The organism is Pseudomonas sp. MF06569 (genome assembly GCF_059862735.1).
In genome coordinates this window covers 1-18,828 of the sequence record NZ_JCBCUZ010000042.1, presented here as the reverse complement: position 1 = coordinate 18,828, position 18,828 = coordinate 1, and the positions used below count along the sequence as shown (strand labels likewise).

Below are 18,828 nucleotides of genomic sequence, written 5' to 3'. Positions count from 1 at the left end.
CCGACCTTTGTTGAACGAGTCCCGCCGCCGCGCTTTTTTGACTGCCATGCAAGTGGTCAGCTGGTTGCCGCGCACTGAACTGCCGTTTGCCGCCCCTTCGCGGCCAGAGCTGCTGGTACTTCCCGAACCACCGGCCGAGCCTGTCATCACGCGGCCTGTGGTCAAGGCTGCGGTCGCGCCGGGCAAGCCTGCGCAGCGTCCAAAAATCGAAGTGCCCCGGCCTTCGGTCAGCCGGCCTGTCAGCAAACCCGTGGTTGAGGCTGAATCGGCGCCTGTGCCGGCCAAGGTCGTGCAACTGCCACCGCCACGCTTTGCCTTGCAGTTGCTGCGTGCCGGGCGATGCCTGGTGCTGGTGGAGTTACCCACAGGCAGTGCATTCCAGAGTCGTGATCCGGCCTATTTATTGTTGAAGGACATGCTGCGCGCGGCGGGGCTGCCCGATAGTCCGCAGATCATTGGTGAGCCGGTGCGCTGGCCGTTGCTGCGCCGTGGCAATGTCGATCAGGGGCCTGAGGCTGCACGCGAATTCGTGCAGGGCTTTGTCATGGCCCGCCTCGAAGAGGCCGAGTGCGCCTGCTTGTGGCTGGTGGGGCTGCCGGCCGTGCGGTTTGCCGGTGAGACCGATGCACAAGTGTTCAACCGCGAACTCCACATCGAAGGGCTGGGCTGCGCATGGGCGTTGCCGGGTCTTGAACTTTTAATGGATGAGCCACAACGCAAAGCGGATGTGTGGCAAGCCATGCGCCAGCTGATGGCGCGCTGGAAACAAAACGATGAGTGATGCCGTAACGTTCCGCCCGATGACCGAGGCGGACCTTGATGCCGTATTGAAAATTGAATACGCCGCCTTCAGCCATCCCTGGACCCGAGGTATTTTTCTCGACGGTCTGGGCAAGTACCACATCTGGCTGATGTTTGAAGGTGAGCAGCAAGTGGGGCATGGCGTGGTGCAGATCATCCTCGACGAAGCTCATTTGCTGAACATCACCGTCAAGCCCGAAAGCCAGGGTCGAGGCCTGGGACTCAAGCTGCTTGAGCACCTAATGTCCATTGCCTACCAGCACGAAGCCCGTGAATGTTTCCTCGAACTGCGCGACAGCAACACGGCCGCGTTCAAGTTGTATGAGCGCTATGGCTTCAACGAAATCGGCCGCCGCCGCGACTACTACCCTGCGGTAGGTGGTCGTGAAGATGCGGTGGTGATGGCCTGCACCCTGGTCGACTGACGGCGAAAAGTCGTTAGGTGTGAGCGGGCTTGCTCGCGATGCTGGCGCTGCGGTTTATCAGGCAAACCGTGTTGATCCGATCGCGAGCAAGCCCGCTCCCACAGGGTTTACGTTTCAAGGCTTGCGTCCTACCGGGTCAATTTCCGCCAGTTCTGCCTCATCCAGCCCTTTTCCGGCGCCTATTTCGTCCTCGTCGACCAGGCTCAAATCCCAGTCAGCAGCGCCGTTCGGGCTCTGGGCGGCTTCCTTGGCATCGCGGGCACCGTCTTCGCGGATGAGCATCTCCTGCTCCAGGTCGTCGTCATTGAGGCCCAAGTCCAGCTCATCATCCAGCACCGCCCTGTGCTTGACTTTTTCATCGTTGATAAACAGGTCACTGATGGGCTCGTACGTGTCGTCGTCATCAAAGTTCAGTGGCTCGACGGAGCCCATGGCGTCTTCTATATCGTCTATGGGCGCGGGTTGCGGTGCCCCGTAAGGGCGGCGTGAATCAGTCATGGTAATTCCTCATCGTATGGGGCCTTAATACGATGACTGTAGCCATTGTTGAAGATTCCACCCGACCGACCGCCGGAATGACATTGATGAACGACGTGACCTCGACCGCAGGTCGGTTGTCAAAGCAGCGCATCAACTCTTGAGGCTTCACAGCATGAACGAACTACAAGATCTGATTGATAACAACGAGCGCTGGGCCGATGCGATCAAGCAGGAAGATCCTGACTTCTTCGCCAAGCTGGCTCGCCAGCAAACGCCTGAGTACCTGTGGATTGGTTGTTCGGATGCCCGTGTACCGGCCAACGAAATTGTCGGCATGTTGCCCGGCGATCTCTTTGTGCACCGTAACGTGGCCAATGTCGTGCTGCACACTGACTTGAACTGTCTGTCGGTGATCCAGTACGCGGTCGATGTGTTGAAGGTCAAACATATTCTGGTGACCGGCCACTATGGCTGTGGCGGCGTACGCGCATCCATGAAGGACCAGCAACTGGGCCTGATCGATGGTTGGCTGCGTTCCATTCGCGACCTGTATTACGAAAACCGCGAAGTGCTGGCGCTGTTGCCGACCGAGGAAGAGCGGGTAGACCGTTTGTGCGAGCTGAACGTGATCCAGCAAGTGGCCAACGTCGGTCACACCAACATTGTGCAAAATGCCTGGCATCGCGGGCAGAAGCTGTCGGTTCACGGGTGCATTTACGGGATCAAGGACGGTCGCTGGAAAAGCCTGAACACCACGATCAGCGGTCTTGACCAGTTGCCGCCGCAGTATCGTCTGCGTCCACTGGGTTCGATCTGAGGTTGCATGCCTGACCTGTGGGAGCGGGCTTGCTCGCGATGGTATCGACGCGGTTTTCCTGCATGACCGCGCCGCTGAATCGCGAGCGAGCCCGCTCCCACATTTGGTTAAGGCATCACTGGCGGCGTGTACGTCAGGGTCGTCCCCAGCGCCCACAGCAAAAACAGCACCAGGGGTGTGTGCACCAGTAACTGCACAAACGAAAAGCCGATCAAGTCTCGCGCTTTCAGGCCCAGCACGCCCAGCAGCGGCAGCATGTAGAACGGGTTGATCAAGTTGGGCAGCGCTTCGGCTGCGTTGTAAATCTGAACAGCCCAACCCAGGTGGTACCCCAGGTCATTGGCCACTTGCATCACATAGGGCGCTTCGATAATCCACTTGCCGCCCCCCGACGGAATGAAAAACCCCAAAATCGCCGAATAGACACCCATCAAGAGCGCATAGGTGTCATGGGATGCGATCTGCACAAAAAATGTCGAGATGTGATGGGCCAGGGTTTGCCCGTCAGTTCCCTTGACCACCGTCATCAGCGCCGCAATCGAACCGTACAGCGGGAACTGAATCATCACCCCGGTGGTGGTCGGCACGGCGCTGGTCACGGCATTCAGAAAACTGCGCGGCCGCCAGTGCAGCAAAGCCCCGAGCATCAAAAACAGAAAGTTGTAGGTGTTGAGTCCGGAGATGGCGCTGATCGCAGGTTTGGTCGAAAACTCATGGAACAACCAGCCCGCTGCCAGCAGTACCAGCAAAATGGTCAACAACGGGCTGTACTCCAGCCACTCGCCGGGTCGTGTGCGCGGGGGCAACTTTGGCGAGCTGAAGCTTGGGTCAATGCCGCAGGCCGCAGCGTCACGGGCAGACTCAGGGCCAGGCGCGGTCGCGTAGGCCACGATGAGCGACACCACGACCAGGGCTGCCAGCAACACGCCTGATTGCCAAAGAAAGATCGTCTCCGTGAAGGGGATAACCCCCGTGATTGCAAGAATCGACGGCGGCAGGCTGGCCGGGTTGGCCTGTAACTGAGCGGCCGAAGACGACAAGCCCAGTGCCCACACCGCACCCAGCCCCAAATAGGCCGCAGCCCCGGCGGCGCGATAGTCCATGCGCAGGTTGGTGCGACGTGCCAGCGCCCGCACCAGCAAGCCGCCAAACACCAGCGACAGTCCCCAGTTGAGCAACGAGGCGACCATCGAAATCAGCGCCACCCAGCACACGGCCTGACGCCCGTTTTTTGGCACTTGTGCCAGTTTGTCGATGAGCTTGACGGCGGGGGGCGAGCTGGCCACGACATAGCCGCCAATGACCACGAAGGCCATTTGCATGGTGAACGGGATCAGGCTCCAGAATCCGTCACCAAAGGCCATCGCGGCATCGGTGGGCTTGGCGCCCATAAACAAGGTGGCCAGTGCCACTGTGATCACCGCAACTGCGGCGAACACCCACGAGTCGGGGAACCAGCGCTCGGCAAAGTTCGAGCAGCGAAGGGCAAAGCGGGCAGAACGGCTGTCTGCAATCTCGGCGGCCATGGGAAGTACCTCGGTTTCTTATGATTGTGATACCGCCAGCATGAGCGACTTGCGAGGCACAGTCATTCAATCCGCTGATTTTTCGATGGGTTTTGAGCCAAGCGTCATCTGTGAGATAAAAATAACCGCTGCTGTCCGAAAAGATGCCGGTGAGGGGTAAACTCTTTCCTTTCCAAAAGGAGTTTCTATGAGCTTTTACCAGCCAGGCATTCTTGCCAAACCGGTGCCTTCACAGGCGCGCTATATGTTTTTCGCCCTCAAGTCAGTAGAAGCATTGCCGGCTGCACTGGACGTTTTGTCTGCGTGGGTGGACGGCAAAAGCGTCGTGGCGGGTCTGGGCTCGCCGCTGGTATTGGCACTTGGCGCGAAAGTCCCTGGGCTTCGCGTGTTTCCGGCACTCAACGCCATGGTTGAAAACCCGTCGACCCAACACGCCCTGTGGTTGTGGTTGCTGGGCGATGACCGTGGTGAGTTGCTGCATCGCAGCCAGGCCATCGAAGCGGCGCTGGCGCCTGCCTTCAACCTGCTGCAAGTGACCGAAGGCTTCCGTTACGGCTCCGACCGTGACCTGACCGGCTACGAAGACGGCACAGAAAATCCGGTGGATGAAGCGGCTGTCGACGCCGCTATCGTTGCGAACGCTGGCGCAGGGCTGGACGGAGGCAGCTTTGTTGCCATCCAGCAGTGGCAGCATGACCTGAACGGCTTCGCCGCACTGCCGTCCGAGGAGCAGGACAACATCATGGGCCGTCGCATGAGCGACAACGAGGAACTGGACGATGCTCCAGACTCCGCCCACGTCAAACGCACGGCACAAGAAAGCTTCTCGCCAGAAGCCTTTATCGTGCGCCGCTCCATGCCGTGGACAGAAAACGGCAAGTCCGGCCTGATGTTCGTCGCCTTCGGTCGCACCCTGAACGCCTTTGAAGTTCAGCTGCGTCGCATGAGCGGTATGGAAGACGGCATCATCGACGGGCTGTATCGCTACAGCCGCCCGCTTAATGGCGGCTATTACTGGTGCCCGCCATTGAAGGACGGGCGGATGGACTTGAGTGCTGTGCGGGCTTTGTAGAAAAAACGGCTGTCCTTGTAGTCGCTGATCGCAGCCTTCGTTCCTCGTCAGCGACTACAGGTTTTGCGCGGTTTCAGGAATTGTCTGATTATTTTTTTCATGCCTCGGCCTCAGGCTTGCGGCATGAAATCGACCCCCCAAGCCGCTCGGAAACTTCTCCATTTATTTGCCGTTGGCCTGATCGTTGCGGTCTTTGCAGGTTCGTTCGTTTATCTGCGTTCGGTTTTTAATGAAGAGGTTTCCCAGCGCCGCAGCTTTATGAACGAGGCTGTGTTCAATGCCCAGGATTTTTTCGTCAGCCGTCAGACCTTGCTCAAGAGTCTGATGCTGGCGACTGTGCCTGATAAAAATGGAGACAAAACGTTTGTCAGTGTTGATCCCGAAGAAGAGATAAACATCAGTCTGGCCAGTGAAACCGGCCATTGGAGTCTTTGGCTTACCCGGCGGATGATGGACTATTTGCACGAAAGCAAAGTCAATCTGCTCTATGTGCCGCAAACGGATGAGCCCCAAGTGGTGCGTCTGTTTGATCTTTCGCCCCGTCAGGACCCCCTGCCCAATGTTGTCTTGCAGCGGCTGGCAGATGAAGGTGGTCGTGGGGATTCCAATGATGAAGATCTGTGGCTGACTGACAATAAAGCGCTGGATTCGCCCTTTTACTTGTTCACACGGCTCGATAGCCGCAATACAGCCTCGGGCTGGCTGGGCATTGAGGTCGAGGTGCCGGATCTGGTCGAGGCATTGAGCAGTGAAAGCGCAGGCGACTTTATGTTGCTGGGCAGTCAGGGGCAGATCATTTTCACCAATGCGGCACAATCCACCCTGGTGGATTCATTGCACACCCTCGAACCCCAAAATTCTTTTGGCTTTATTGGCTCTGGCTGGTTTCCCGACAGCTTGGCCATCAGAAAAAAACTGGGCTATTCAGGCTGGCAAATTGTCTATGCCGTGGATATTCACTCTTTGCTGCCCGTATTGGGCTGGCCTTTGCTGGGGTGTGTGCTGCTATTCATTGCGGTCTGTTTAGGGCTGCACTTGCTGATCATGCGTATTGATCGGCGCTTGATTACCCCAGGCGAAAACCGCATTCAGGCGCTGGTTGAAAGTGAGGCTTTCAGCCGTGCCGTGTTGCAGGTTGCGCCTGTTGCGCTATGTGTTATTCGCCGCACAGACGGCACTGTGGTGCTTGAGAACTCATTGTCGCAACAGTGGCTGGGGGGCAGTAGCGAGCGTGGCAAGTTGTGTCATGGCTGGATTGCGCGCGCATTCGATCAGCAGGACTCGCGCAATAGCGATGAAATTGAAATGGCGGATGGTCGTCTTCTATACCTGGCTTTTGCCCCGACGCGCTACAACGGTCAGGACGTACTGATTTGTGCGTTCAGCGACATCAGCGCACGCAAACAGATTGAAGTGACCCTGGAGCGTGCCCGGCAATTGGCGGATCGGGCAAATGAAGCCAAGACCTTGTTTCTGGCGACCATGAGCCATGAAATCCGTACACCCTTGTACGGCGTTCTGGGTACGCTCGAGTTGCTGGCGCGTACTGACCTCAACGAGCAGCAGAACAACTACTTGAAAGCCATCGAGCGCTCATCCGGTAATTTATTGCAGCTGATTTGCGACGTGCTGGATGTGTCACGAATCGAAGCAGGCCAATTGCAGCTTGAACTCAACACGTTCAACCCGATGGAGCTGATAGAGGAGGTGGTTCAAGGCTACAGTGGCGCGGCCCAGGCCAAGGGGCTGCAGTTGTTTGCCCTGATTGACTCGACTGTGCCTGAATGGCTCAGTGGCGATGTCACCCGCATTCGTCAGATTTTGAACAATTTGCTCAACAACGCGCTGAAATTCACTGACTACGGAAAAATCGTTCTGCGCCTCAGAATGGACAGCCGCGATGATGAGCGCGTGATGCTGCATTGGCAGGTTTCGGACACGGGTAAAGGCATCGCCCATGAAGAACAGGCCCATCTGTTCGAGCCTTTTTATCAGGTGGAGTCGGCACAAAATGTGGTTGCCGGAACAGGCTTGGGACTGTCCATCTGCAAGCGCCTCATGCACTTGATGAACGGTACCATGCGTTTGGTCAGCGAGCCGGGCCTGGGCAGCAGTTTTACCCTGCATTTACCCTTGGTACAGGTCAAGGACGCTACGCGTTTGGGCCTCCCGGGCGGGCTGTTGCCCAGTACGGTGTATGTGGTTTCGCCCTTGCGTGAGCTGGCTGAGTGTTACTGCGCCTGGTTACGCCGCTGGGGCGCAAGGGCGCATTTAGGGGCGCCCAAACAGGGCGCTGTCGCCGATGATTCGGTCATGCTGGAGCTGCATCCAGGCTCTGCCCAGCAATCACTGGAGCCCACATGGAGAGGGCCTTTGGTGATAGCCGCCAGCGATCTGGCAGCCGTCCACACTTCAGATAACCCTTGCTGGCAAGCGGACCTCAACAGTCTGCAGGACGTTTATCGGGCCATTTCCAAGGCTCAGGGCAGGCACGTCGGGGGCCCGCTTGAGGCTGGCGCCGCCAAGGCCGAGCTCAAACTCGACTTACACATTCTCGTCGCGGAAGACAATGTGATCAATCAGCTCATATTGCGTGATCAGCTCGAAGAACTGGGTTGCACCGTGAGCTTGGCCAGCGATGGCATCCAGGCGCTGGAGCTCTGGCAGGAAGGCAAGTTTGATCTGGTACTGACTGACGTCAACATGCCGAGAATGAATGGTTATGAGCTGGCTAGCCGACTGCGGGCGATGAATATGACGCAGCCGATCATCGGCGCTACAGCCAATGCCATGCGTGATGAAAGTGAGCGCTGCCTGAGCGCCGGGATGAATCACTGCCTGATCAAGCCTTTTACGTTACATGCCCTATACAACTGTCTTCAACACTTCTAAAGGAGGGTCCAGTGAAACCCTATCGTGTACTGGTCGTTGAGGATCATCCCTTTCAGCATGAATACCTGCTGAATGTTTTCAATGAAGTGGGTGGCTTTGCAGTTGATACCGTTTGGGACGGCGAGGGTGCGTTGAAGTGCCTGGCGCGCAATGACTATGATTTGTTGCTTAGCGATTTACTGATGCCCGGCATGGATGGCGTGCAATTGATCCAGAAAGTTTCCGGGTTGAAAAAACGACCGGCACTTGCGCTGATGAGCGCCTCATCACGTCGAATGCTGATCAGTGCGGGGCTGGCGGCGAAAAACCTGGGGATTTGCGTCGTCGGATTGATCTCCAAGCCGGTCGAATTCAATGCAGTGATGCGTTTGAAAGAGCGGATGGCAATTTTTCGGGTCAATGGGGATCTGAACCCCGCTCTGGCCATAGAGGTCGATCCGCAAAAAATCGAAATGGCGATGGGCAATGGCCAGATCCAGGCCTGGTTCCAGCCCAAAAAATCACTGCGCAACGGCAATATTCTCAGTGCTGAAGCACTGGTGCGCTGGGCGCACCCCGACGTTGGCCTGTTATTGCCCAAAGACTTTCTCTCCATCCTGATTGCCCAGAGGTTGGAAGAGCGGCTGCTGTGGCTGATGCTGGAGCAAACCTTGGTAGCGCAAAGGAAATGGCGCGAACAAGGCTGGGATATCCCGGTATCCATCAACCTGCCAACGCATTTGCTGGATAACCACGACCTGGCCGACAACTTGCGCGATTACGTGGTGGCGGATGGCGCAGAGCCGCGCAGTATTGTTTTTGAGTTGATGGAAAGCTCAACCACTGAAGAACTCAGTAATTACTACGCTGGCGCCTGTCGCTTGCGCATGATGGGCTTTGGTTTGGCTCAGGATGACTTCGGCAAGGGGTTCAGCTCCTATCTCAACCTGGTTTCAACACCCTTCAGTGAGCTCAAAATAGACCGCTCGCTGGTGCATGGCTGTGTTGAAAATGAAAACCTGGCTTCGGCACTGCGCAGTCTCGTGGAATTAAGTCAAAAGCTGGGCCTGACCGTCGTTGCAGAAGGTGTGGAGACACAGGCAGAGCTTGCCTTCCTGCGCAGTATCGAGTGTGACCAGGCGCAGGGTTTTCTGATTTGCGCAGCCGTATCGTGCACCGACTTTGAAACTCTTTTGCTCGAGGATAGCTCTAAGCCATCATGGGGATAGCTTGAGTCATCACTGATGGGCACCGCCCTCTGCAGGAGCACACCAGTTCCTGCACAGTTGTGCGTGCCCTTACTACTTGGAGCCAGGCAATGCGCGAGTTGAAGGTAGTGATTGCCGATGATCATCCAGTGGTGTTGCTGGGGCTTCGGGAAGTAATTCAACGTGATGAACGTTTCATTCTGGCAGGCGAGGCGCTGAGTTCTTCGCAATTGGTCGAGCAGCTGTCGTTGCATCAACCTGCCCTGGTGATAACCGATTTCAATATGCCGGGTGATGAAATCTATGGCGACGGTCTTCAACTGATCGAGTACCTCAGTGAGCAATTTCCGGCTGTGAAGATCCTGGTGCTTACGATGGTGAGCAACCAGCTGATTATTTCGCGCCTGCTGGAAATGGGGGTGGCGGGGGTGATTGCCAAAAGCCATATCCGTGAAGAAATCGGCAAGGCACTCAATGCCTTGGCCAATGATCGGACCTACAACGCACCTGCTGTGCCTGCCACGTCCGTATTGAGCAACGTCAAGGTTATCGATGAGCGTTTCTCTACGCTGTCGCCCCGCGAAGTTGAGGTACTGCGCCTGGTTGTAGCAGGAAGCAGTGTGGGCGACATTGCCCGGCAACTCGAGCGCAGCGTCAAAACGGTCAGCACCCAGAAAGTGTCGGCGATGCGCAAGCTGGAGGTACAGAATGACCATGCCTTGATCACTTACTGCATCAAGGCCGATCTGTGGAACCTGTAGTCGCTGCCGACCTGGAGTCATGCACGCCATGCCGCAAATGAAAGTCTTACTGGCTGACGATCACCCGATCGTATTGATGGGGGTACGCGAAATTATTGAGCGTGACTCGCGGTTCAAGGTCGTGGGCGAGGCCATGAGCTCCTCAGAGTTGATCGACAAGATTTCGCAATTGAACCCTGACGTCATCATTACTGACTACAACATGCCGGGTGACGAGCAGTACGGTGACGGTACCCGGTTGGTGGAGTATCTGCGCCGACATTTCCCCGAGCCGCGCGTGTTGATCCTGACGGTCATCTCCAATCCACAGGTTCTGAGCTGGTTATATGGGTTAGGCATCAGCGGGGTTATTTCCAAGAGTGCAGGGCTTGAGCAAATCCTGGTCGCGCTGGATGCGTTTTACCGTGATGGGCATTATCAGCAAGACACCCTTGAGGGTGCTCCAAGTGAGGATGAAGCGGGTATTTCGCAAATGCTCAGCCAATTGACGGTCAAGGAGTTTGAAGTCTTGCGCCTGTTCGCTACGGGGGTGAGTGTGGGTGAGGTTGCCCAGAGCTTGAATCGCAGCATTAAAACCATCAGTACCCTGAAGATTTCGGCAATGCGCAAGCTTAATGTCGACAACGATCAGGCGCTGCTGATCCTGTGTGTCAAAGCCAACCTGTTCGCCTGATTGTTCGGCGTTACAAATAGATCATTTCCATCAACAGCGTTGAGCTGTAGCTACCGATGGCTGGCAGTTCTTGCCCGGCTTTTACGGGGCGTACAGATAGCTGAAGTTTGAGCCGGGTGCCTTCAACCGGAAATATCAGTTGTTCGTCCAGCTTCAAATCCACCACTTTCAACGTACTGCTCATGTCGCTCAAGCGTGTTCTGAGGCCCAGCCTGTCGAGCGTAGTGCGCAGCGTGTTGCTGTCAAAAGAGCCATTGCCCGCACTGAAGCGCAAGTGCACCTGACTGCCCTTGATGCATTGGAAATCAAGGGTCACATCGGTCCAGTCGGTGATGTCCGAGTTCAGTGAATTCAGGTTCGTCTTGGGGATATCGACATTCTGCGACGTCGGGAAATTAGCCGTGCAGGGCGGTTTTATCAGCGTGCCGAGCACTTCAATCAGGGCGCCATCCTGTGCGCGGCTGGCCGAACTGTACAGCAGCGCAGCAGTAGACAGCAGTGCCACCCACAGGCTCACTCTGGCGAGCATGGACACCTCACAGGTACTCGATACTGATGACCGCTGAGGTGCTGAATGCGCCCTCAGTCAGCGCGCCCAGAGCAATCAATTTTGCTTTCAGGCTCAGGTCGACCGTACCGCTCTGGTTGGTCAGGTTTCGTTTGACCCCGGTAATGTTGGCAGCCGTGCTGTCGCTGTTCCAGAGCAGTGAATAACCCAGATTGGCTTTGCCCGTTGCCGCTTGTGTGGTTGAGCCCTGAATCGTGCGGGCAGCCAGAATGCTGACGGCCAGAACCGAGTTGGCCGGGCAGGTCATGATGAGGGGGATATCTATCAGCCCGGCATCGGCAACCTGGTCATAACGCAGGCTGCCGAAGTTGGCGGTCAGCGTCTTGTTGCTGGTCAGGGTGCAGGGCGGGCGCGTCAGAGTCCCGCTCAGGTTGATGGTCACGGTGTCAGTTGCGGCGTTGGCGGCTGTGCAGAGCAAGCCCGCAAAAAGTGCAGCGGTCATCGACGTGGATATTTTCATGGTTGAGTTCCTGCGCCTGATCAGAGGTAGGTGATGTTGAGGGTGTACTGACTGGAGAAATTGCCGGTTGGCGAAACGCTGGTGTTCAGACGTGGCCGAAAGCCCAGGCGAATGGTGTTGGTACCGGTTGTGAGCGGCAGCGTACGGGGACTGTTGAAGGTGACTGCGGTGTTGTTGTCGGCCCAGGTGGCCGCCATCGACAGCCCTGCGAGGGTGGTGGCAGAGACCCCCGGGCTGCCGCTGATGGCGGCCTGGGTAGGCACCAGCGTGGCAGTCGCCTGAGTACCGCGAGTGCAGTTCATCGTGACATTGGCGATTTGCTGGGAGCTGGCAAAGTCGTTGCTGCTGAGTGTGCCGAAGGGCAGGTTGAGGGTTTTTGCCGAGCCCATCGAGCAGGCGGGCTGAATGACCCGGAAACTGAGAATGACCGTCTGCAGGTAGTCGCCGTAGGCTTCATACCCTCGAATGGAGGTGTCTGTCAGCGTTACGCTGACCATGTAGTTGCCCGGTGTAGTTGGCGCTACTCCAAGAAGCAACACATTGTAGGAAAAGGTATTCCCTACGAATAATTGAACACAGCTGGAGGGCATGCAGGTACCACTCGCAGTACCGATGGACTGCTCAGGTACCATCAACCTGGAGTTGGTGTGAAACACCTGGATCTTGCTGCCTCTGCCCTGGTTATAGAACTGGCTGTGCTGCAATGACGAGCCATAGGGGTACCAGCGGGTGACCCGGCAGTTGGCTGTCATGCTGGCGGTGTAGCTAGTGGATGGGGCAAGGTCACCCAGCTGAATGAGGCCGGTAGTGCCGGTAGCCGTGCACGCGAGATTGTTTTCAATCAACGCAAAGGCCTGTTGGCTGACCAGGCTGAGGAGCATGCACAGTAGCAACAAGCTACCTTTGAAAAGGCTCAGGCGAGATGATTTGACGGTTGAATCACGCATCGGGAGTCCTTGGGGTGTCTGCAGGTTTTGCATCGCAACTGACGTGCAGTTGTCCGATGCCTGTCTCTGACAGGTTGTAAGTATTGAGATCCAGGTCTTTGGTGCACCACGGCTGGCCGTTGACGTTGATCATCAGCCGCGCCTTGTCGGGTACGCCGGTCATGAATACCCGGCCCTTGTCGGCAACCATCGCACTGCTCAGCAAGGTGCCGTTGAGGTCATAGAGCTGCGCTTCTGCGGCAAAAGGTGCTGGCTTGCCATTGCTTGCACTGACGGTGACCAGCAGGCGACGGCCGTTGTGGGTCTCGAAATTGGCCAGCACAAAGGCTCCACGGTTGGGGGTGACTTCCTGGACTAGGTTGGCGATATCGGTGTTGTCCGAGAGCGAGTCGGTGTTGAGCGATACCTTGTTTTTCCTGTACGGCTGGGCCGAAGGGATAATCGTGTAGCCGCTGCCGTTGGTCTTGATCCCGCTTTTGGTCAGCACGCCCACATCGGCGGCACCGGGTGTGGCAACGATGATGTTGGTCTCGCCCAATGGCTGGGTGAACATCACTGTGTTGCGTATGGCCACCACCGCACCTTCCACGCCGTAGTCCGTCTGGCGTGTGTTTTGATCCTTGTTGTATGAACCGTGCCAGATGGCATTGGCCGCGTTGTAACGGGCCGCCACCGAACCACCGAGCACATGATCGTCATCACTGACTTGCTGGTTGATGCCCAGGTTGTAAGACAGGGCATCGTCCTTGAGCTGCGAGCCGCTGAAGGTGGCGTTGCGGCTGGCATTACCGCCCGAATCCTGGTTGGTGCTGAAACCGATCCGGCTGCTGCTGCCCGGGTTGCCCAACGGCAGGCTGACGCTCAGCGATACGCTGCGAATGTCATCACCGGTGCCGCTGTTCTGTGCCAGGCCCAGGTTGTAAGAGGCGCTGCCGACACTGAAGCTGTAGCCCAACTGAACGGACGTATTGCTCTTGGCCCGGTTCCAGTAATCGGTTTTGGTCAGGTTGGCGTACATGCCGCCATAGGTGCCAAATTGTTGCGAAACGTTGGCGGTAAAGCTGCTTTTCATGTGGCCGGTCAAGTACGGTGAAAACGTTGCACTGCTGTTCTGCATTTCATCCGCATAGGGCGCGAGTGAGTTGTTGGAGCGTGCGTTGATCGCCTCGTTAAAGCTGTAATAACCGCTGGTGGAGTAGCGGTAGCCGATCAGGCTGAAACTGGTATCGGTCAGGTCAATGGACTTGGAGTAACGAAAGCGATAGGACTGCCCGCTCAAAGTCTTGGCGTCGGTGCCCATGTCGTCGCTGATGGCATGGGTCACGTCCAGTGAAATGGCACCAAAGCCCGCAAAGTCGTGGGCAAAACCCAGCAGCGCCGATTTGTACTGTTCGCTGACGATGCTACCGCCAAACAGTGTGGTGCCTTCGGTCAGCCCGCGGCGATAGGTGCCCTGGACAAACTCTGGCTTTGGCGAGTTCTGCACGCCATCGGCCGGGCGATACTGGCCTGCGGTCACGGCGTAGCTTTGCTGGCCTTCTCGCAGCATGTACGGCACGGATGAGAACGACTGGATGTACACCTGGCGCTCGCCATTGGGACCCTCAATGGTGACTTCGATATCGCCGTTGCCGGAGGTCGAGTACAGGTCTTTGAGGGCGAACGGGCCTGAAGGTACCCATTGCTCACTGATCACGTAACCGCGCTGGCGCAACGTCACCAGCGAGCGGCCATTGGCAACTCCGCGCACTACGGGTGCGAAGTTGCGCGCGTCGTCGGGCAGCATGTCCAGATCAGAGGCAATACCCACGCCCCGGTAAGAAATAGTGTCAAACAAATCACTGTCGGTTGCGCTCTCACCCACCGTGGCGATGGCCATCAGGTTACCCAGGTCACGCTGCACATACGTGTCTACGGACTTCCAGTTACCATCGATCTGGGTGTTTTTTTGCCAGGTGGAGAAGTTACGAAAGCGCCACGCGCCACTATTGAACCCGCTGTGCACACTGCCGAACTGTGATTGACGACTACCGAACTGGTTCTCGTAGTTACTGCCGGAAAAACTGTAATTGGCAAAAGCCACCTGCTCGCCGTCGCTCCAGGTTTTGCGGCGTGTCTCGAAAGGAACGCTGCCGATATAGGCCTGGGGAACTTGCAGATTCAGATGCTGCTTGTTGAAGTCGTAGTCATAGGTGACCCCGGTAAGGTCACGGTTGAAATACACGCAATTGTCAGTGCTGATGTCGGCGTTTTTCAGACGTGCCGGATCAACACCCAAATCTGTCAGGCCTTGAAGACTGAAGCAGGGGAACAGGCCGTTTGGAGTCGAAACCTGGCTCGCTGTCTCGCGAATAAAATGCAGGTCGCGTTGCTCAACAAGCCGGTCGTCCACTGACAGGTCAACCCGGTAAATACCAGGCAGTTGCCCCTGGCTCATGGCTTTTACTTGCTCGGCCACTTCGGTCGAAGCATTACCGCCGCCAATTTCCAGAAAGGAAGAATCGAAGCTGTAGTCGGCATGGACCACGTTCGATGTCAGGCCTGCAGCGCCCAGGGTGACGATGCTCCAACACTTTATTCTGCGCGCGAAAGCGCACATGCGCAGTCGCAGCATGAGGGAGTCCTTCCAGTCGACGGATTATTCAGTCATCAGTGCGGGGTAACGGGAGCTGCCTTGACCGTGCTGCCGTACTCGTTGATGTAGCTGAGTACCAGCGAGTCGCTGTTTTTGATGGCCGTGCCGGTGGTCACCGTGCTGCCCGGCTTGATCACTTCGGGTATGTCTTTGCTGGCGGTGTTGTTGATCAACAGCTCACTGACCACAACGTTGAAACCCGACGGGTTATGCACCGTCAGTTTTCCACCTTGCGTACCCCACTGAAGTTTCTCTACCGCTTCGGGCAATGTGCCTTTCAAGTTTGCGGGGCGATAAAACAATTTGATCGTGGTCTTGAGTGCGATTTGCAGCACGTTTTGATTACGCTGCTCTTCACTCTTGGCCGGGATGGCTTTGACATTGAGCAAAAACAGACTTTCTTTATCACTGGGCAGGTTCTGCGCATTGGTGGCAATCACCCGCAAAATGTTCTGGCCCTTGGCGTCCAGGCGAAACAGGGGCGGGGTGACAATAAATTCGTCCGCGCTTGCATCGCGATTGTCGAATGGGCTGACCCACGACTGAACCAGATAGGGCACGCCGTCATCGCCCGAGTTTGAAAGTACCAGGTTGGCTTCCTTCTCCTTGCTTTGATACACAACGCGCGTGGAGCCCACATTGACGCCTGCCTGAACCTGAGGCAGCCAGAAGCCCGCTGCCAGAGCCAAAAAGGCTGCAACTTTTAAACGCATGAAGGTGTCCTCTTGTTAACGCCAGAGCTCGCGATAAGCCGCGAGCTCTCTCGTTAAAAACATGAATTACTTGTAGGTAACGTCGAAGCTGGCCAATGCGTTGACTTTACCGGTACCGATACCGCGTACACCTGGGGTGTCTTCCGACGCTTCGGTGTCGGCAACCAGACGTACATAGGACGCGGTGAAGTCAAACGTGTTGGACTGTGGACGCAATACGTAATCGTTGCTGGCAGTGTTCAATGGCAACTTGTTACCTGTACGGGCATCGTTGATCTGGATGCCGACGCCGCTCACCTGGTTTTCACCGGTCATGCCCAGCACGGTTGCATCAGTGCCGGACTGCTGGCCGCTAAACTTGATGGAAGCGTTTTTCAGGGTTGAACCGCTGCAGTTTTCCAGCGAGATCGAGAACGGTGTGGCACCAGCAGTGGCGACAGCGCCCACGGTGTTCGGGAAGTCGGCGATGCGAACCTGACCCATATCAACGGCTTTTTTCACGCTTTCGCTGTTGATGGTGCAAGCGTTGTCGTTGATGGTGCCAGTGAACTCAACCTGGCCATCAGCGGCTTGCGCGGTAGCGGCAGCAATGGCGATCAGTAGCGAAGAACCACAAAGCGCAGTGTATTTACCGATTTTTTGAAACATGTGAGATGACCTCTCCAGACGTGTGATGTGTGTTATCCATTTTTTATTGCCCCCTCCTGTTCACGGCTTGCCGCAGCAGGTGTTACACAGGATGCAATTAGAAGTGGCTGGACCCCATCAGACGATTCCTGTTCTGGCTGTCTCTGTATCCTTGACCCGCAAAGTTCCTGCTAGAGCGGCAATAATCATGAAGCAAGAAAAGGCACGCCTCGGTGCATTGGCACTGAGCTCACTGCGACTGAACAAACTGCTGCTCCTGTTGACCGGGCTTGCCCTGCTGTTGGTGAGCATGAGTTATTGGGCTGTGAACCGGGTGTTGAAGGAAGAGGGCGAGAAGACCGATTTTCATTTCGCACGGCTGATGGAAAGCATTCATGAACATGAAGCCTTTTTACGTATAGCCGCACAGAGCTACAGCCAGTCCAACGAAAACCTGCTGATAGACAACCAGCCTAGTTCGCACCTGGCACTCATCCGTCAGGGGGATGAGCGTTTGTTCCAGAACCGCGACACGGCCAAGTCATTGCCCTTCACGGTGAGCCAGCGAGACAGGTACACCCATGAAGATATGCAGGGTGTTTACTCGTTTGGTGTGCAGTTGACCGATTTGTTCACGGCTTACTGGTCTGATTCACACTATGTGGCACCGCAGGTATTTGTGTTTTCTCCCAGCGATCAATTCACCATTGCGGTGCCCGGAATTGATGGCACCCGGCAGTACCCCATACTCCTCAAAAACAACTTTTTCGACGTGTCCAAGCGTTTGTACGATGAGCTTGTAGCGCACAGCCATGAGCTCGGCGGTGATGAGCTGATCTGGTTAAGAGCCCCACAGGGGCTGATTCAAAAGCGCAGGTACATTGTGGGCGCTATCGGTCTTAACCTGTCCCGTCACTTTATGCCGCCGGGGGTTGAAGGCAATGACTCCGTCATTCTGAGTGCCTTGCTGGATGTCAGCGACATCAGTGATCTGGAGCGTTTGTTGATGCACCCCACCAACAGTCGCCTGACTTTGATCTCGCCTGCGGGTGATGTGTTGCTGGGTGAGGTTCAGGATGTCGAGGAGTTACCGCTGGGCTTGAGCATTACCCGCAACGGTCTGCGCTTCAAGTTGAGTTCGGGTGGGGCTACGCCCTGGATCGGGTTGTATGCAATCAGCTATCAGAATTTTTTTGGCTATGCCAAATGGCCTTTGGCGGGAGCTGTTGGCCTGCTTCTGCTGTTTGTATTGATTGGCTGGCGCGTCAACCGCTGGTATCGCATGCAAATTATCGAGCCCGCACAGCGGTCCAACCAATCCCTGACTGAAAGCGAAGAATTCAACCGGGTCATGCTTGATAACGCACCCGTAGGCCTGTGTGTGGTTGAGCGCGGTACCGGGATCGTATTACTGGAAAATAAGCGGGCGCAGCAATGGCAGGGGACACCTGAACTCATTGCCTTGTTGAAGCGCGATTATGGTGAACACGAGTTGGGCGAGATACAGCTCGAAGTTTCGGGACGTCATCTTCAGGCCTGTTTCGCCTTCACCCGTTACAAAGGCAAAGACGTAGTGCTCTGCGGTTTCAACGACATCACCCGGCATGTGGATGACGCCAACCTGATGGAGCAGGCACGTCGTTCGGCCGACGAAGCCAGCAAGGCTAAAACCCTGTTCCTGGCCACCATGAGCCATGAAATTCGCACGCCTCTGTATGGGGTGCTTGGCAATCTTGAACTCCTTGAACTAACGCCCCTGAGTGAGCGCCAGCATGAATACCTGCACACCATTCAGCGCTCATCAGCGGTTTTGTTTCAATTGATCAGCGATGTGCTGGACGTGTCCAAGATCGAGTCCGGACAAATGGCGGTCGATGCTCAAACATTCTGCCCTCTGGATTTATTCGAAGATTGCGTGCGCAGTTATTCGGCTGCTGCGAGCAACAAGGGATTGAAAATATTCGCCTGTGCCGACGCGACCTTGCCGCCACTCTTGTGCGCAGACGCGGTGCGTATCCGGCAAATCATCGACAACCTGCTAAGTAACGCGATCAAGTTCACCGAGACCGGCTGGGTTGTCTTCAGGCTCAAGGTGGTCGGTATTGAGCACGGCCAGGCGTCATTGCAGTGGCAGGTTTCCGATACCGGCGTGGGGATCAGCGAGGAGCAACTGACTCGCCTGTTCAAGCCCTTTTCGCAGGTGGGTGGCAGTGAGCGTGCAGGGGGGGCCGGGCTGGGCCTGTC

General features: G+C 56.4%; 17 protein-coding genes. 9 read left to right on the top strand and 8 right to left on the bottom strand.

Going from position 1 to position 18,828, the window contains the following annotated elements; translation table 11 throughout:
• The first annotated feature begins 7 nt into the window (after nt 1–7).
• Both AC19YQ_RS23580 and rimI read left to right on the top strand, forming a co-directional pair.
• Nucleotides 8–781 (top strand): energy transducer TonB, encoded by a 774-nt coding sequence (locus AC19YQ_RS23580; protein ID WP_133076456.1) that lies wholly within the window; start codon nt 8–10, stop codon nt 779–781.
• Complete coding sequence (gene rimI / locus AC19YQ_RS23575) at nt 774–1,226, top strand: ribosomal protein S18-alanine N-acetyltransferase (protein ID WP_016781701.1); 453 nt, start codon at nt 774–776, stop codon at nt 1,224–1,226. The genes AC19YQ_RS23580 and rimI overlap by 8 nt, the downstream gene beginning before the upstream one ends.
• 114 nt (nt 1,227–1,340) lie before the next feature.
• Here rimI and AC19YQ_RS23570 read toward each other — a convergent pair whose 3' ends face one another.
• Nucleotides 1,341–1,724: a serine kinase/phosphatase gene (locus AC19YQ_RS23570; protein WP_500596070.1), complete on the bottom strand. Its 384-nt coding sequence runs from the start codon at nt 1,722–1,724 to the stop codon at nt 1,341–1,343.
• Nucleotides 1,725–1,878: 154 nt separating this feature from the next.
• Between AC19YQ_RS23570 and can the strand changes: the two genes are divergently transcribed.
• The gene (can, locus tag AC19YQ_RS23565) at nt 1,879–2,523 is read left to right on the top strand and encodes a carbonate dehydratase (RefSeq protein ID WP_019825187.1); all 645 of its coding nucleotides are present in this window, start codon (nt 1,879–1,881) and stop codon (nt 2,521–2,523) included.
• 107 nt (nt 2,524–2,630) lie between these two features.
• On the opposite strand, the gene AC19YQ_RS23560 is transcribed toward can, so the two are convergent.
• Complete coding sequence (locus tag AC19YQ_RS23560) at nt 2,631–4,049, bottom strand: short-chain fatty acid transporter (RefSeq protein WP_133076455.1); 1,419 nt, start codon at nt 4,047–4,049, stop codon at nt 2,631–2,633.
• 187 nt (nt 4,050–4,236) lie between these two features.
• On the opposite strand from AC19YQ_RS23560, the gene AC19YQ_RS23555 reads away from it, so the two are divergent.
• The 5 genes from AC19YQ_RS23555 to AC19YQ_RS23535 all read left to right on the top strand — a co-directional run bounded on the left by AC19YQ_RS23555 (nt 4,237) and on the right by AC19YQ_RS23535 (nt 10,634).
• On the top strand, nt 4,237–5,121 hold the full coding sequence (locus AC19YQ_RS23555; protein ID WP_133076454.1) for a Dyp-type peroxidase: 885 nt from the start codon (nt 4,237–4,239) through the stop codon (nt 5,119–5,121).
• Nucleotides 5,122–5,244: 123 nt separating this feature from the next.
• On the top strand, nt 5,245–8,013 hold the full coding sequence (locus AC19YQ_RS23550) for an ATP-binding protein (protein WP_133076453.1): 2,769 nt from the start codon (nt 5,245–5,247) through the stop codon (nt 8,011–8,013).
• A gap of 11 nt (nt 8,014–8,024) precedes the next feature.
• The gene (pvrR, locus tag AC19YQ_RS23545) at nt 8,025–9,221 is read left to right on the top strand and encodes a response regulator cyclic di-GMP phosphodiesterase PvrR (protein ID WP_500596069.1); all 1,197 of its coding nucleotides are present in this window, start codon (nt 8,025–8,027) and stop codon (nt 9,219–9,221) included.
• Nucleotides 9,222–9,310: 89 nt separating this feature from the next.
• Nucleotides 9,311–9,961 carry a response regulator gene (locus tag AC19YQ_RS23540; RefSeq protein WP_133076451.1) on the top strand — a complete coding sequence of 217 codons (651 nt, stop codon included), beginning with the start codon at nt 9,311–9,313 and terminating at the stop codon, nt 9,959–9,961.
• Nucleotides 9,962–9,989: 28 nt separating this feature from the next.
• A complete protein-coding gene (locus AC19YQ_RS23535; protein WP_046809084.1) occupies nt 9,990–10,634 on the top strand; it encodes a response regulator in 645 nt (214 codons plus the stop codon).
• Nucleotides 10,635–10,644: 10 nt separating this feature from the next.
• Here the strand turns inward: AC19YQ_RS23535 and AC19YQ_RS23530 are convergent, their stop codons facing one another.
• The 6 genes from AC19YQ_RS23530 to AC19YQ_RS23505 form a co-directional block, all read right to left on the bottom strand.
• Entirely contained in the window at nt 10,645–11,163 is a 519-nt protein-coding gene (locus tag AC19YQ_RS23530) for a fimbrial protein (RefSeq protein WP_326397344.1), read from the bottom strand.
• 7 nt (nt 11,164–11,170) lie between these two features.
• Nucleotides 11,171–11,662: a fimbrial protein gene (locus AC19YQ_RS23525; RefSeq protein WP_133076449.1), complete on the bottom strand. Its 492-nt coding sequence runs from the start codon at nt 11,660–11,662 to the stop codon at nt 11,171–11,173.
• 20 nt (nt 11,663–11,682) lie between these two features.
• The gene (locus AC19YQ_RS23520; protein WP_133076448.1) at nt 11,683–12,609 is read right to left on the bottom strand and encodes a fimbrial protein; all 927 of its coding nucleotides are present in this window, start codon (nt 12,607–12,609) and stop codon (nt 11,683–11,685) included.
• The gene (locus AC19YQ_RS23515) at nt 12,602–15,223 is read right to left on the bottom strand and encodes a fimbria/pilus outer membrane usher protein (protein ID WP_133076447.1); all 2,622 of its coding nucleotides are present in this window, start codon (nt 15,221–15,223) and stop codon (nt 12,602–12,604) included. Before AC19YQ_RS23515 ends, AC19YQ_RS23520 begins: the two co-directional genes overlap by 8 nt.
• Nucleotides 15,224–15,258: 35 nt before the next feature.
• Entirely contained in the window at nt 15,259–15,957 is a 699-nt protein-coding gene (locus AC19YQ_RS23510; RefSeq protein ID WP_046809089.1) for a fimbrial biogenesis chaperone, read from the bottom strand.
• Nucleotides 15,958–16,023: 66 nt separating this feature from the next.
• The gene (locus AC19YQ_RS23505; RefSeq protein WP_133076446.1) at nt 16,024–16,605 is read right to left on the bottom strand and encodes a fimbrial protein; all 582 of its coding nucleotides are present in this window, start codon (nt 16,603–16,605) and stop codon (nt 16,024–16,026) included.
• Nucleotides 16,606–16,792: 187 nt separating this feature from the next.
• Between AC19YQ_RS23505 and AC19YQ_RS23500 the strand changes: the two genes are divergently transcribed.
• Nucleotides 16,793–18,828, top strand: a 2,036-nt coding sequence (locus tag AC19YQ_RS23500; protein WP_500596068.1) for a histidine kinase dimerization/phospho-acceptor domain-containing protein, incomplete at its 3' end; no start/stop codon positions are given.